A 14,884-nucleotide genomic window follows, 5' to 3' on the forward strand; every position below is an offset into this window, starting at 1 on the left:
AACTGTGCAAAATAGCCAAATGACAACGGTTTTACAGGCTTTTTAAGGGTTTAGCGGTTCAATTTTTGAACTGTATAAATCGCATTTTTTCGCTTCACTGGTTCAATTTTTGAACCAATATGGGTATTTGCTGGTTCATTTTTTGAACCGCCAAATAAAAATTTGTGTTAAAAATAGCAAAATAGACAAAGAGGTGATACAGTGGCATCTAAAAGAACGCCATTTAAAGCATGGGAATCTTCCAAAGCTGGTGGAATAGAAGATAGATATATCCGCCTTGGAAATAGTATCATGCTACATGATAGATATATAGAATTGTCTGCAAATGCAAAGGTTATTTATTCTTACATGCGTTTAGAAGCAGGTGGAAAGTTAGAATTTGAGTTCAGCGTATCGAAGTATTCAAAATTGATGGCAAAGAACACATTTTTTAAAGCAAAGAAGGAACTTATAGACGCTGGTTTCATTGATGAAGTATCCAACCGTAAGAATTTAAGGCTTCCAAATATTTACCGCTTTAGTAATCGCTGGTACGTGGACAAATGAGAACATTTGTTCGTTATCCACAGACAGATGTATAAGTTATCCACAGCATTATACGTAGTCAAGGTACGCTTCCCAGCCTTTACTACGTGTTGTAGCCCCAGAACATGGAATCAGGCGGTAGCATCTGTAGTGCTATCGCCTTAATTAACATCTTTGGAAGCAGTAACCACCTACCAGCAAGCCCAAATGTTGGCCAGCTGACCACCACATCCAAAAATGATGATCAATAGCATTCAGGGGCATTTACGCACCGTGTCAAATGCCCCTGTTTTGCTTTGGCATCATGTGCATGAGGTGGGCAGTGGCAACATTGTAATAAAACCACTGGACAAATTGGTCTGGTGGTTTTTTTATTTGGCGTAAGCCTGAAATAAGCATAGAACCGCCTATCATCCCTTTGAGGGGAACTAGTTCGCAAAACTCCAAGGTGTTTTGCGAACTAGTTCCCCGATATAGCCACACTTTGAATGTGAAAAGCTATGGAAAAACCTTTTTCACAGCTTTTCACATGGATTATGCCACAATAGGGTTTCACTTGCACCGCTACCACCTTCACAGGCAATTTATTCGCAAAAGTGGCTTTTGCGAATTAAATTGACGTTTGCCACTATCTAGCCTGTTTTGGTTTGTTGGAAAAGGGTTTTTCAGCTGCCAAAACAGGCGGTACCAGCCACCAGAAGCAAGTAACTAGTCTTTTTTTGCTGAAAATATTCAGTTTTCGTGTATTTTTGTCGAATAAATACCATTTTTTGTGGTTTTTTGTAAAGTTTATTAGATTTTTCTTGCATTTTTGTAAACTTTGGTATATTCTGGTTGTGTCATTACCAGTTTTTGAAAGGGGGTGTATATCATGGATGAATTGACAGCAAAGCAAAAGGAACATAGAAGAAAACACGAATATGAAAAGCGTTATTATGACCGCATTACTACGTTCATGCCTAAAGGTTCAATGCAATTAGTGGATAGTCTTGCTAGTGCTCGTGGTTTTAAAAGCCGTAGCCGCTATGTTAGGTACCTGTTGGAACAAGATTTGATTAAAGCTAGGAATGAAGGTAAATTGAATGAAAACAGTTGATTATTTTGACACCTGGTTAGACCTGAAGCGTAACCGTGTTGCAGATTCCACTTGGAACAGCTACAAAGATATTGTTGATCGGTTTTTGATTCCTCGTTTTGGTGATATGGACCTTGCAGAAATAAGTTCTCTTGACGTTGAGTTGTTTATTACTTCGCTGTATGAAAGTAACTATGCACCTAGCACCATTCAACGTATTTACGCTGTGCTACGTTGCTTTATGAACAAAATGCATCAATTGGACGTTATAACCACCAATCCCACCGCCAAAGGAAGAATAGAGCCTATTAAGAGCAATAAAAAAGCAATATCCATACTTTCCAGTATAGAAATTGCTTACGTGAATAGGAAATTAACAGTTGAGCCCATTAGATGGCATGCATTTGTTACTTGTGCCATTGATTCAGGAGCTAGACGTGGTGAACTAGTTTCCTTACGCTGGACTGATTTAAAATCTCATAAGTTGAGTATATCACACTCAATTTACAAAGCCAAGAACCAAAAATCGATTTTAAAGCCTACCAAAAGCGGTAAATGTCGCACTGTGACACTTTCTGTCACTACTTTGAAGCTGTTGAAGTTGTTGAAGTTGCATCAAAGAAAGATTTGTTTACAAAATGGTATTAGATGGACTAGTGACTTTTTTGTCTTTGGCGGTGTGGACCCTCTGCATCCAGACAGTCCATCCAATTGGTGGCGTAAGTTTTTGAAACGAAATTCAATTGATCACGTGCCTTTGCACTCTTTGCGACACACGTCCGCTACTCTTCTACTCTCCAATGGTGTTGATTTGAAAACAGTTTCAGAACGTCTTGGACACTCTGGAATTGAGGTTACAGAAATTTATTTACATCTCCTCGAGGAGAATGATTTGAAAGCAGCTGAAATTATGAACGAGTTGCTGTTCGTTGCAAATAAATAGCGGTACAGTTGCGACCTGTACCGCCTTGGTGGGATGGCAATTATAAACCTATTTTACATGTGATAGGGTGCCCAATTAGGTAGAACCACCTTTTTTACATCGGAACGACAAGATTTGAACTTGCGACCTCTACATCCCTAATGTAGCGCTCCACCAAGCTGAGCCACGTCCCGTTAACAGCTTTTATATTATACTGCTTTTGACTCAAAAAGTCAATATTTTTTTGGTGGTTTTGTAATCATAAAAAGGGTAGGAACCAGTCCTACCCTCATTTCTACTTTGCTTAATTTCCACATTCAATACTGATGGAAGTGAACACATCCAAGATATCTTCCACTTGCATATGCTTCTTTTCTTCAGCACCTTTATCCAACACTGCATGACCTTTATCCATCATAAGCAATCTATCACCATATTCCACAGCATAACGCAAATTATGTGTAACCATCATTGCAGTCAATTTCTTTTCTTTGACCACTTTGCCAGTCAATTCCATAATGATTTCTGCTGTTTTGGGGTCAAGTGCTGCTGTATGTTCATCCAAAATCAAAAATTCAATTGGTGTCAATGTGGACATAATGAGAGATGCTGCCTGTCTTTGACCACCAGATAAAGCACCCAATTTCACTTGCATTTTATCTTCCAAGCCAAGTCCCAAAATGGAAAGTTGGTCTTTATAGAAGTTTTCACGAGCTTTGTTGATGCCAAAACTCAAACCAAATGATTTCCCTTTGTTGTCTGCCAAGGACATATTTTCAAGCATTGTCAAATTTGGACAAGTTCCAACAGCTGGGTTTTGATACACACGTCCAATGGTTTGATATCTTTTGTGTTCCTTCATTTTTGCAATATTTTTACCACCAATGAGGATTTCTCCACCTTCAATGGGAATGCTACCACAAATAATATTGAGCAAAGAAGTTTTACCACTACCATTGCTTCCTACGATGGAAACAAATTCACCTTCATCTACAGTCAAATTGAAATTATCAAACAAACACATTTCAGTGACTTCACCAGGATTGTATACTTTTCTAATGTTTTTCAACTCAAGCACGGGAAGCACCACCTTTCTTTCTATCCCCCAAGACCAAAACGATGAGGAACAACACTGCCATTGCCAATTTCAATAAGTTTGCTGGCAAACCAAAGTTGATGGCAAGTTGGATACAGATTTTATAAGCTATACTACCCACCATAACAGCTGTAGTACCCTTTACAAAGCCCATACGTTTGAATAGGGTTGTACCAATGATAACAGTTGCCAAACCAAATACCACCTGACCAGTACCCATTGTGCTGGAGAAGGTACGTTGTTCTTGACAGACCACACTACCACAAAGTGCAACCAATGCATTTGCAATGACCAAACCTACGATTTTCACAGTACCTTTGTCTTTGGCCAAAGAAGTAACCAAAATATCATTGTCACCTACTGCACGCAACAACAAGCCACTTTTTGTTTTGAAATACAAATCCAACAACAACTTCACAATCACTGCCAAGATAATAGACACAATGAATTTACGATGCATCAAAGACATATCGCCAAATAGCATCATGGTTGGTGCTGCTGTAAATATGGTGTCGATGCTTCGATCAATTGGCATATTGGAGCCTGCAATTTGCAAATTGATGGAGTACAAACCTGTCATGGTGATGATACCAGCAAGCAAATCACGTACACCCAATTTCACATGGATGAGACCTGTTACTAAGCCTGCAACTGCACCAATGATGGCTGCAACCACAAGTACCAAATATGGATTCATACCACCAATCATCATCACTGCTGTAACCGCTGCACCCAAAGGAAAGCTACCATCTACTGTCAAATCTGGGAAATCCAAAATTTTATATGTAATATACACACCATAGGACAACAGTGCATAAATCAAACCTTGCGTCAGTGTGCTCACCAACAATTCTACGTATACCATTTTTCTTCACTCTTTCTACTATAATATTGTGATATTGACGGCAAGAGCAGAGCCCCTGCCCTACATTTGCATAATTGTGTTATTAACGAGTAATTACATAGGGTCACCCCTACATAGCATTTTGTTGTTTTGTATCCATTTCTCTAAACGTACCAAACGGCAGGTGTAGGGAACAGTCTTGACTGTTCCCTACACCTGCCCTACAATTACATGATATTCAAATATTGTGGTTATCCACGTCGGTATGCATACAATGCATCCCCTACAATTTATGCTTCGCTGGATTCGATTGCAACTTCTGCAACTTCTGCTGGAATTTCCATACCCATTGCTGCCAATGCTTCAGAGTTGATGTATGTGTAACATTCTTCTACTGTTTCATAATCCATATCATAAGCAGAAGCTTCACCTGTCAAGATTTTTGCTGCCATTTGACCTGCTTGTTTGCCAAGTGCCAAGTAGTCGATACCAGCAGATGCCACACAACCCAATTTTACTTGTTCCACTTCACTACCATATACTGGGATGCCAGCATCATTTGTTTTTTCCAATGTGGAAGCCAAAACGCCTACTACGTTGTTATCTGTCAAGTTGCTGATACAATCAACACCACGGCTAATCAATGTATCTGTTGCTTGCAAAACTTCAGCTTGTTGTGCCACACCAATGACTTCCAATTCAAAACCATAGTCTGCAACCAATGATTCATAATCAGCAATTGTGGAAACAGAGTTTGCTTCGCTTGTTGTGTAGATGATACCGATTGTCACTGCATCTGGTTGCAATGTACGAATCAATTCCAACTGCGCTTCTACTGGCAATTTATCGCTTACACCTGTGATGTTACCAGCAGTAAGGTTTGCTTGTTCTGGATCAGAGATTGCTGTAAATACAACTGGAATGTCTTTGTCTTCTGCTGCTGCATAACAAGCTGCTGCGGAAGGTGTTGCAATACCACACATCAAAGCTACATTTTTTGCAGAGAAGCTTTGACCAATTTGTGTATTGATGTTATCATCGAAACCAGCATTTTGGTAATCCACTGTGAAGTCAACACCTTCTACAAGACCTGCTTCTTCGATACCAGCGATGAAACCGATACGACAGTTGTCAAGGGATGCATGTTCGCCATATTGTGCGATACCAACCACTGGAACATCACCAGATGCTTCTGGAGCTGCTTCTTCTGTTGTTGTATCTGCTGCTTCTGGAGCTGCTTCTTCTGTAGATGCACTACTGCTACTGCCACAACCTACCATTGCTGCCATCATTACCATTGTCATTGTAATTGCCATAAATTTTTTCATAGTATTTTCTCCTTTATCTTCTCTCATTATTTTTATATTTTATGATGGTTTTGTTAGCAAAAGCTACGCCATCGCTTTTCTTTTTCTCTCATGGTGTTCTCCTTTCGGTTACACAAATTCGTTTTATTTGTAGCAATGTTTTGGTATGATGTGGGCATCATCCCCTACACTGTTTCAATCAGGTTTTGTGGCAGTTTATGACGGGATGTCGAGAACGCCATTCCCTGCCATTGTTATCTCATTCATATTATTCTTTTTTAGAAAAAGAAAAAGTCCTATCCCTATAAAGGGACAAGACTTGTATTATCCTGCGATACCACCCAAATTGATGTAAAACATCCACTCGCTCACTGTACGTCATTATACAGTTCACCTTTGTAACGGGTGTGAATCCCGTCGACTACTACTACCATTGTTATGGGTTCGGTCGCCCTCATAAGTCCATTCACCATTCGCCACACTGTTGTGATCCCACCATCCACAACTCTCTGAAAGCTGACCTGAAAGGTTACTCCTCTTAATCATCGGTTTGTTCTTTGATTTATGGTTATTATAACAGACTGTCAGAGAATGTCAAGGGTATTTTTGAATTTTTTCTTTCTTTTTTCTACTCACAGAAAACATATGGTTTTTTATCATGGACAGTAATATTCTTTGTTCTTGCAAAATTCCATATTTCATGTATACTAAATAAAAACGAAAGGATGTGTTTGATATGAATGAAAAACTCACTTTGCGTCTGGCTACTGTGGCAGATGCCCCTAGAATATTGGAAATTTACACCCCTTATGTCACCGATACCGAAATCACCTTTGAATTTGAAATTCCTACAATTTCTGAATTTGAACGTCGCATTTCCACCACCTTGGAAAAGTTCCCATACTATGTGGCAGAGCTTAATGGTGTTGTGGTTGGGTATTCCTATGCTTCCCTATTCCGATCCAGAGCCGCTTATGGTTGGACAGTGGAATCTTCTGTCTATTTAGATGAAGCCTATACAGGAAGGGGCATTGGCGCTTTGCTTATGTTCAAATTAGAGGATACCTTACAAAAACAAGGTATTGAAACCGTTATTGCTTGCATCACCCATCCAAATGAAGCCAGTATTGCCTTGCATGAAAAGCTACGCTATACCACTGTTGGTCATTTCACCAAATGTGGATTTAAAAATGGTGTTTGGAAAGATGTTGTGTGGATGGAAAAGCATCTTTCAGCACAAACCAGTGAGCCAAAGAAATTTATTCCATTCCAAGAATTGTAATTTTATTATTTTCTGAAATTTTTATTGGTGAATTGCAAAATGGAAGATTATTTATATAATGTGTAGTGAAGCAGGAAATTGAGTGGCAAAATTTTAGTTTTTAATTTATTCAAATGTTAGAGCCTTTTAGACCGTACCTTTTGACACCAAAAGGTACCCCAAAAGTGCCACTCTTTGCGAAGGCGTGGAGCCACGCTATAAGGTGGTCAAGACCCCCCTTATATATCCCCCCGATAGACAGAGATGTAGAGAATTAATCCTACGATTAGACCGTGAGTGACAAGCCCCTCACCTCTTGATTACTGGCTCAAAACCAAAGTAAGTAGCGAACAAATGACTTTTGATTACCACTCAACCTTTGCTCGCAAAGCGGAATCCTAACGATTGCTATTTGTAGGAATTTCAATATGCGTCACCAGCCATGAAGGAAGCATGCTCAAGCCATAAATTATAGCAATAGCCATGTCTATTCCACCTTGTAGGGGATTTTTAAGGGCTTGCAAAGCCCTTGAACCGTGCTCCACGCTTCGGAAGTAGTGGTGGATTTTGGACTCACCGCCAAAGATATGGCGGTCACACGTAGTGTGATTTTGCTTGCAAAATGATGACCCCTTTTCTCCAGTGAAAAGTAAGGTCTGAATGCTTTAAAACTTGAATAAATTCCTACCTAAAATTAATTCATAAACATCCAAACGGGTGACGAAACGTCACCCCTACAAAGTAAACCTTACTACAGATTATAAGCATATCCCGTACTACATATATACCATACAAAAAGGGTGGACATATCATCCACCCATAGCATTTTACACTTCTTTCTGTTCTTTGATAGACATTTCATCAATCAAATGATTTTTCAATTGCACCAATTGTTCTGACAAGTCTACAGGCACAATATGAGGGTTATTCAAACGCTTATGTTCATCCCAAAGAGTTGTCTTTTCTTTTTCACAAAATGCTTTGATTTCCATTACAGAAGGTGATGTATACACAACTTTACCTTTTTCTATAACAGGAACCAACAATTCACGCACCACAAAGCTACCCACATCGAATTTCATTTTACGCCACTTTGCATTGCTATCATAAACCACCAAAGATTTTGTCATATCGATGGTTTCTTCTTCCAAAGCAATGACATCCACCTTGATTTTGCCTGTTACCTTATCATAAATACGGAATACCTTCTTAATTCCAGGGTTTGTCACCTTTGCTGGATTGTTGGACAATTTGATTTTTGGAACAAATTTGCCATCATCACCTTCTTCTGCTGCCAATTTATAGACACCCCCAAAAGCAGGACAATCGTCACTGGTAATCAATTTTGTACCGACACCCCAAAGATTGATTTTGGCACCTTGGAGTTTCAAGCTGGCAATGAGGTTTTCATCCAAATCACTGGAAGCACTGATGATTGCTTCTGGGAATCCAGCTGCATCCAACATTTTTTTTGCTTGTTTGGACAAATACGCCATATCCCCACTATCCAAACGAATGCCATAAGCACCACGCAATTCACCTGCATCACGCAGTTCTTGCAACACCTTGATTGCATTGGGCATACCACTTCTCAAAGTATCGTAAGTATCCACTAAGAAAATACAATTTTCTGGGAATATTTTTGCATAAGCACGAAATGCAGATACTTCATCCGGAAAGCTCATAACCCAACTATGGGCATGTGTTCCTTTGATGGGTACATCAAACATTTTGCCTGCCAAAACATTACTGGTTGCTGCACATCCACCAATCATAGCTGCTCTAGCACCATATGTACCTGCATCTGGACCTTGTGCACGTCGCAAACCAAATTCCAAAACAGCATCGCCTTCTGCTGCCCAAACCACACGTGAAGCCTTTGTTGCAATCAAACTTTGATGGTTGATGATATTGAGCAAAGCAGTTTCAATGAGTTGTGCTTCAATAATTGGTGCTTTCACACGCATCAATGATTCATTTGGAAACACTACAGTGCCTTCTGGTATGGCATACACATCACCACTGAACTGAAATTCACGCAAATAAGCAATGAAATCTTCTTGGAATATTTGCAAACTTTCCAAATATGCAATATCTTCTTTGGAAAAATGGAGTTCATTCAAATAAGAAAGTGCTTGCTCCAAGCCAGCTGCAATTGCAAATCCATTTCCACTTGGATTTTTGCGATAGTACAAATCAAATACAACTTTTTTTTCATGACCACCAGTTGCGTAGTATCCTTGCATCATGGTCAACTGATATAAGTCTGTTAAAAGTGCCAATCCTCTTTCTTTCATCCTATATGCTCCTTTTTATATGAAGACAACTATCCACTATTATCTTATTCTTTTGTAAAGTATCTATATTATACACATTTTATCACCAATATGCAAGAATTCAATGTCAGGATATGTAATTTCCCAAATGAAATATGCACAAAAAAGGGAGGATACTATCCTCCCCTACAAAATATGAAATATCATATACCGACAAATGCGAACAGTGATTTCTTATGCACCAAAAATGCTCAAAACCATATCATATGCTTCGTCTTCTGTTGCACAAGCTGCCAATGCTTCCAATTTTTCTGGTTCTTCTGCAAGACCCAACAATTTTTCCAAAACTTCGATTTGTGTATGTGCTTCTTTGATTGCAAGCATAAACACCAATTTCACTTGCACTTTTGTATCTGGATCACCCATGCCACAGAATTCCACAGGATTTTCCAAGATTGCAAATTGCATTGCTGCTGTATGTACATGTTCTGCATCTGTATGAGGAATTGCAAGTCCCATAACGCCCAAATCCAAACCAGTTGCAAAGACTTTTTCACGAGCCACAATTGCATCTACATAAGATTCTTTCACCAAACCTTCTTCCACCAATCTACCAGCCATAGATTCGATGACTTCCAAATCTGTTGCACCTTCCATTGGCATTCTCACCAATTTTTTACTAAAAAACATGTTACCCATCAATTTTGCTTCAGACATATTCATATCCTCCTAATATTTTCTGGGATGCAAACCGCATCACCTTGTTTTCATCGTCAAATTATTTTTTATGTAAAACCATCGGGCGCATCGTGATACGCCCCTACATTGTACATACAACAATGCAAAGCTCACTCTTTCACAATGGCATCCACTGGTTCAGAAACTTCTTCTGTTGCAAATGGATTTTTGGGGATTTTTGCTTGGAATTTCAATTGTCCTGGTTCTTTTTCATATTCCAAGAACAAGAAATAATCCCAAAGTTCTTTGCCATTTTCCATAAATTTGCAATTGATCCAATAACGTCCTTTTCTACCATCTTTTGTGATGATACGGACATACATTTTGTTTGGTACATCCACTTCTTTGATACGGAAAAACTCCACTTCATCCCAATGGAATACATTGTTTTTTCCATAGGATGAAAAAGAAACCATATCCCCATCAATGGAAACTTCTTTTGGGTTGCTGATATAAATGAAGGTATTCACAAACTGATAAATGCCCACAACCAAAATCAACCAATATAAGTATTGACCCAAAATCAGCTGTACTGCTGCATAAAGCGCAACAAACAGGGAAAACCCACCCACTACAGTTACCTTTTTGCGAAAGATTTTATCATCATATATATATGTTCTCATAGGTTCTCCTTTGTTGGCTCTTTTGTTTTGCATCGATATAGCACTGCAATTTTTGTTCGTGGCTATTTATGACGGTTGATTCGTGAATCAACCCTACAATGCAATGTATCGTATTTCCCATAAATAGATAAATGTGCTTGCAAACCGAAGTCTACAAGCACAAATTAGTTCAGTTCAATTCAATTATTCAGCTTCGTGCATAGCTTTTGCTTCTTTTACGATACGTTGTCTGTTCAAGAAAGCAATTACAACAGCGATTACAACCAAGATACCGATACCAGCTGTATTCATTTTGGATACTGTAGTTACGAACCATGTAAGTGGGTTACCACCGTCACAGATGGAGGAAATCAAAGCTGCGCCACTTGTGTCGAAACCAGCTTCAACTGCCATCATTGTGTGGAGTTCAGCCAAGTCAGTTGCGATGTAAAGACCAGATGCCAAGGAAACCAAACCAACGATGAACGCTCTGAAACCGTTGTTTTTACAGATTGGCAAGATCAAAACGAACATATAAGGCAATGTAGCCAAGTCACCAAATGGCAATACTCTGTTTCCTGGCAAGATAAGAGCAAGAATCAATGTCAAAGGAACCAAGATCAAGGACAAAGCGATTGTTGTAGGGTTACCAACACCAACTGCGGAGTCCAAACCGATGTACATTTTACCACGTTTGGAGAATTTTGTGGAGATGAATGTAGATGCGGAATCAGAAAGTGGCAACAAACCTTCCATCAACATAGCTGCCATTTTAGGTGTCAATACCAAAACAGCGCCCAATGTGATACCAAGTGCCAAAGAAGCTGTGCCGTAACCAGCAAAGAGACCAATTACAACACCAATTACTGTACCGATCAAGATTGGTTCACCCAAAACACCGAATTTGGATTGGATTTTTTCGAAGTTGATGTCAACATCTTTCAAACCAGGGATGCTATCGATGATTTTGTCTGTAACCCATGCCAATGGCACGAAAGCTGCAGAGAAACCATGAGGGATGGAAATACCTTCCAAACCATTGTATTTTGCTACTGCAGGAGCTGTCAAGTCACCGATAACCATAACGATTACGATATTAGCTGCTGCTGCGATGAAACCGTAAGCTGCATTTCCAGTAACGCCTGTAACAAGAGCACCTGTGAAAGCGTAATGCCAGTAGTTCCAGATGTCAACGTTTACAGTTTGTGTAGAGTTTGTAAGCAACATAACGATGTTAACTGCCAAACCCAAAGGAATTACCAAAGCACCGATGCTTGTAGCCATTGCGATTGCGGAAGATGCAGGCCAACCAACGTCGATGATTTCCAAAGCGAATCCATAGTTTTCAACCATAGCTTGTGTTGCAGGACCCAAGTTTGCGCCCAAAAGACCGAATACTGTTGTAATCCCGATCAAACCAACACCAACTGTCAAACCACCACGAATCGCAACACCTGGTTTTTGACCAAATGCGATACCCAAAACTGCAACAACGATTGCCATCATTACAGCAGAGCCGAGTCCAGATACGAAACTAACTGCACTTAAAATAATGCTCATAAAAAAATTCCTCCTTTTCCCTGTGGGAATCTCTAATATCCTCAGTTCCAAGATGGGTGCTATAGGTTGTTAGAGGTTGCCCAAATAAACCATTCTCTTAAATAAGTATTATTGCGTTTTCTGCAATTCACATCTCCTCCGCAAGATTTGTGATTACAAAAACATATCACAGTCCATACAATACCCCCTGCACTGTATGGACTAAGATTTTAAATTATGTATTTTGAAGCTGATTCGGCAAATTTATTTCTTATCTTATTCCAAACCCAATTTTGCAACGATATCATCGATGACTTTATCAATGCCAATTCCTGTCAAGAAAGGAAGACCTTGTACTACAGGTTTGCCATAGTTTTGGCTTACAACTGCTGTAGAAACAACGATGTCAAAGTTTTCAATTTTGGAAGCGATTTCATTTACTTTACATTGAGTTGTTGTAAATTTGCCAGCAAATCCACGTTCATTCAATTTTGTTTCCAATTTTTTTGCAGCAACTGTAGATGTTGCGATACCAGAACCACAGCACAAGAGAATTCTTTTCATAATATAATTCCACCTTTCTTTTGTATGCCTCAACATACGATACGTATACATAGTCATAACTGAAACAGACACACTGCAAACATCATTTTACAGCACATATGTAACCCAATCAGTAGATATATTTGCAACCTTTTGCCTACATATTTACCAATCCATTTAATTTTATCATTATTTCACAATAAAATCAACGCTATTTCCCATTTTCTATACAAATATGAGTACATTTTTTTGCAACAACTTTGCACTCTTTTGTATTTCTATCCTTTTTCTTCCTATTTTTACGTTACTTTTGATACTATTGCTTACATCTTTACTTTATGCATATATTTCTGAATTTCCTGTTTTGATATCAAAAGGATTGATGTGGACATCATCCCCTACATCAGCATATAAAAAAAGGTGTATTTTATCTACACCCTTTTCCTCAATCTATTTGCAAATTATTCACTTATTTCTCCAAAACGTCCCAACTTACGGAAACGTTCATAGCGTTTTTTACTAATTTTCTTACCATATCCATAAATTTCTTTGATATCAGATAAAACCGTATCTTCTAAGCGACTACACATCCAATCAAAATGCTGGAAGTCCTCTAAGATAATGCGTTCTGCAACACCAAATTCCTTCATGTAGTCTGCTGTCATACAAAGACAATCTGCTGCTTCTGCTGCCAAGGATGCTTCACTCCACAAAATGCTGGCACAACCTTCTGCTGAAATGACAGAAAAGACTGCATTCTCCAACATATAGACTTTGTTGGCAACAGAAAGCGCCAAAGCACCACCACTACCACCTTCACCAATGATGATGGTAATGACCGGAACTGACAATTCCATCATTTTCATAAGATTGTCTGCAATTGCTTGACCTTGACCACGTTCTTCTGCTTCTTCACCACAGAAAGCACCCGCAGTATCCACAAAGCATACAATGGGTCTACCAAATTTGTCTGCTTGTTCCATCAAACGCAATGCTTTTCGATATCCATCAGGCATTGGGCTACCGAAATTACACTGGATACGCTCTTGCAAATTGCCACCACGCTCAATGCCAATATAGGTCACTGGAATATTGCCCAACATACCAATACCACCTACAATTGCTTGATCATCTGAAAACTTACGATCCCCATGGAGTTCTGTGCAATCGTATAGCATTTTTTCAATGTATTTTCTGGAAGTTGGTCTGTTTTGTGCTCTAGCTGCCACCACACGTTCATAAGCAGACAAATCCAATTCTACTTCTCTTGTCAAATCTTCCACAGGAGAAATTTCTTGCAATGCATCTGTAAAGTCACTTGTTTCGTGTTGCAACAACAATCTTGCAATGGTAACTTTCAATTCACCTCTTGGAACAATTGCATCCACAAAGCCATGTTCCAACAGAAATTCTGCTTTTTGGAAATCATCAGGCAATTTTTTCTTTGTGGTTTGTTCCACCACTCGTCTACCAGCAAAACCAATGGTTGCATTGGGTTCTGACAAAATGATATCCCCAAGCATTGCAAAACTGGCAGACACCCCACCCGTTGTGGGATCTGTCAAAACAGTGATATACAAACCACCTTTTTTGCTATGGTATCCAACAGCACCACTGACTTTTGCCATTTGCATCAAAGACAAAATCCCTTCTTGCATTCTGGCACCACCAGAGCAGGTGAATCCAACCACTGGCAAATTGTTGTCTGCTGCATATTCAAAGGTTCTGGCAATTTTTTCACCGACAACAGAACCCATACTACCCATCATAAATTGTGGTTCCATTACGAAAATAGCTGCTTTTTGTCCTTTGAAAGTTGCAGTTCCACAAATAACCGCCTCTTCTTCTCCAGATGCTTTTTTACCATTGGTAACCTTTACATCATAGCCCGGGAATTCCAATGGGTCTGTGGATTTCAAGTTTTGGAACAACTCCACAAAGCTATGTTTGTCACACAACACACGAATTCTGGTTCTGGCACCAATGCGAAAATGTCCACCACAATTTGGGCAAACCATCTTATTTTTGATGATGGTACTTTTCACTTCTGTGGATTTGCAATGTGGACATCTTACTTTTTCTTCTATGGTTGGTGTAATGCCACCTTGTTCCAAATCGTTTTTGGATTTGCGAAACAAACCTACAATATTTCCCAT

At 39.2% G+C, this 14,884-nt stretch carries 13 protein-coding genes, 1 tRNA gene and 1 other annotated feature; of the genes, 4 read left to right on the forward strand and 10 right to left on the reverse strand.

The window, feature by feature from the left end; translation table 11 throughout:
• Positions 1-201 precede the first annotated feature (201 nt).
• From MJY40_RS10325 to MJY40_RS10335, 3 genes are all read left to right on the forward strand, one after another.
• A complete protein-coding gene (locus tag MJY40_RS10325; RefSeq protein WP_317854164.1) occupies positions 202-546 on the forward strand; it encodes a hypothetical protein in 345 nt (114 codons plus the stop codon).
• Between the two features lie 850 nt (positions 547-1,396).
• On the forward strand, positions 1,397-1,621 hold the full coding sequence (locus MJY40_RS10330; protein WP_317854165.1) for a hypothetical protein: 225 nt from the start codon (positions 1,397-1,399) through the stop codon (positions 1,619-1,621).
• Positions 1,608-2,543: a tyrosine-type recombinase/integrase gene (locus tag MJY40_RS10335; RefSeq protein ID WP_317854166.1), complete on the forward strand. Its 936-nt coding sequence runs from the start codon at positions 1,608-1,610 to the stop codon at positions 2,541-2,543. Before MJY40_RS10330 ends, MJY40_RS10335 begins: the two co-directional genes overlap by 14 nt.
• 99 nt (positions 2,544-2,642) lie before the next feature.
• Here MJY40_RS10335 and MJY40_RS10340 read toward each other — a convergent pair.
• The 4 genes from MJY40_RS10340 to MJY40_RS10355 all read right to left on the reverse strand — a co-directional run bounded on the left by MJY40_RS10340 (position 2,643) and on the right by MJY40_RS10355 (position 5,790).
• Positions 2,643-2,716, reverse strand: a tRNA-Pro gene (locus tag MJY40_RS10340).
• A 110-nt stretch (positions 2,717-2,826) separates the two neighbouring features.
• Positions 2,827-3,600, reverse strand: a complete 774-nt coding sequence (locus MJY40_RS10345; RefSeq protein WP_317854167.1) for an ABC transporter ATP-binding protein — start codon at positions 3,598-3,600, stop codon at positions 2,827-2,829.
• On the reverse strand, positions 3,593-4,483 hold the full coding sequence (locus MJY40_RS10350; RefSeq protein WP_317854168.1) for an ABC transporter permease: 891 nt from the start codon (positions 4,481-4,483) through the stop codon (positions 3,593-3,595). Before MJY40_RS10350 ends, MJY40_RS10345 begins: the two co-directional genes overlap by 8 nt.
• 269 nt (positions 4,484-4,752) lie before the next feature.
• Entirely contained in the window at positions 4,753-5,790 is a 1,038-nt protein-coding gene (locus tag MJY40_RS10355) for an ABC transporter substrate-binding protein (protein ID WP_317854169.1), read from the reverse strand.
• A 284-nt stretch (positions 5,791-6,074) separates the two neighbouring features.
• Positions 6,075-6,324 (reverse strand) — a binding site (T-box leader).
• Between the two features lie 181 nt (positions 6,325-6,505).
• Here MJY40_RS10355 and MJY40_RS10360 point away from each other — a divergent pair.
• Positions 6,506-7,051, forward strand: a complete 546-nt coding sequence (locus MJY40_RS10360; protein ID WP_317854170.1) for a GNAT family N-acetyltransferase — start codon at positions 6,506-6,508, stop codon at positions 7,049-7,051.
• 806 nt (positions 7,052-7,857) lie between these two features.
• Here MJY40_RS10360 and MJY40_RS10365 read toward each other — a convergent pair.
• The 6 genes from MJY40_RS10365 to accD form a co-directional block, all read right to left on the reverse strand.
• Entirely contained in the window at positions 7,858-9,327 is a 1,470-nt protein-coding gene (locus MJY40_RS10365; RefSeq protein WP_317854171.1) for a nicotinate phosphoribosyltransferase, read from the reverse strand.
• 213 nt (positions 9,328-9,540) lie between these two features.
• A complete protein-coding gene (locus MJY40_RS10370; protein ID WP_317854172.1) occupies positions 9,541-10,023 on the reverse strand; it encodes a PTS sugar transporter subunit IIA in 483 nt (160 codons plus the stop codon).
• A gap of 131 nt (positions 10,024-10,154) precedes the next feature.
• Positions 10,155-10,667: a hypothetical protein gene (locus MJY40_RS10375; RefSeq protein WP_317854173.1), complete on the reverse strand. Its 513-nt coding sequence runs from the start codon at positions 10,665-10,667 to the stop codon at positions 10,155-10,157.
• 183 nt (positions 10,668-10,850) lie between these two features.
• A complete protein-coding gene (locus MJY40_RS10380) occupies positions 10,851-12,206 on the reverse strand; it encodes a PTS galactitol transporter subunit IIC (RefSeq protein ID WP_317854174.1) in 1,356 nt (451 codons plus the stop codon).
• Positions 12,207-12,461: 255 nt separating this feature from the next.
• The gene (locus tag MJY40_RS10385; RefSeq protein WP_317854175.1) at positions 12,462-12,749 is read right to left on the reverse strand and encodes a PTS sugar transporter subunit IIB; all 288 of its coding nucleotides are present in this window, start codon (positions 12,747-12,749) and stop codon (positions 12,462-12,464) included.
• A gap of 440 nt (positions 12,750-13,189) precedes the next feature.
• Complete coding sequence (gene accD / locus MJY40_RS10390) at positions 13,190-14,884, reverse strand: acetyl-CoA carboxylase, carboxyltransferase subunit beta (RefSeq protein ID WP_317854176.1); 1,695 nt, start codon at positions 14,882-14,884, stop codon at positions 13,190-13,192.

Source organism: Chakrabartyella piscis, from assembly GCA_030067835.1.
GTDB classification, from domain to species: domain Bacteria; phylum Bacillota; class Clostridia; order Lachnospirales; family Anaerotignaceae; genus Chakrabartyella; species Chakrabartyella piscis.

What these genes read in the sequence shown, in the direction of transcription:
- MJY40_RS10380 (WP_317854174.1), bottom strand. Translation starts at nt 12,206, where the DNA reads ATGAGCATTATTTTAAGTGCAGTTAGTTTCGTATCTGGACTCGGCTCT.
- accD (WP_317854176.1), bottom strand. Translation starts at nt 14,884, where the DNA reads ATGGGAAATATTGTAGGTTTGTTTCGCAAATCCAAAAACGATTTGGAA.
- MJY40_RS10330 (WP_317854165.1), top strand. Translation starts at nt 1,397, where the DNA reads ATGGATGAATTGACAGCAAAGCAAAAGGAACATAGAAGAAAACACGAA.
- MJY40_RS10350 (WP_317854168.1), bottom strand. Translation starts at nt 4,483, where the DNA reads ATGGTATACGTAGAATTGTTGGTGAGCACACTGACGCAAGGTTTGATT.
- MJY40_RS10355 (WP_317854169.1), bottom strand. Translation starts at nt 5,790, where the DNA reads ATGAAAAAATTTATGGCAATTACAATGACAATGGTAATGATGGCAGCA.
- MJY40_RS10370 (WP_317854172.1), bottom strand. Translation starts at nt 10,023, where the DNA reads ATGTCTGAAGCAAAATTGATGGGTAACATGTTTTTTAGTAAAAAATTG.
- MJY40_RS10360 (WP_317854170.1), top strand. Translation starts at nt 6,506, where the DNA reads ATGAATGAAAAACTCACTTTGCGTCTGGCTACTGTGGCAGATGCCCCT.
- MJY40_RS10365 (WP_317854171.1), bottom strand. Translation starts at nt 9,327, where the DNA reads ATGAAAGAAAGAGGATTGGCACTTTTAACAGACTTATATCAGTTGACC.
- MJY40_RS10375 (WP_317854173.1), bottom strand. Translation starts at nt 10,667, where the DNA reads ATGAGAACATATATATATGATGATAAAATCTTTCGCAAAAAGGTAACT.
- MJY40_RS10335 (WP_317854166.1), top strand. Translation starts at nt 1,608, where the DNA reads ATGAAAACAGTTGATTATTTTGACACCTGGTTAGACCTGAAGCGTAAC.
- MJY40_RS10385 (WP_317854175.1), bottom strand. Translation starts at nt 12,749, where the DNA reads ATGAAAAGAATTCTCTTGTGCTGTGGTTCTGGTATCGCAACATCTACA.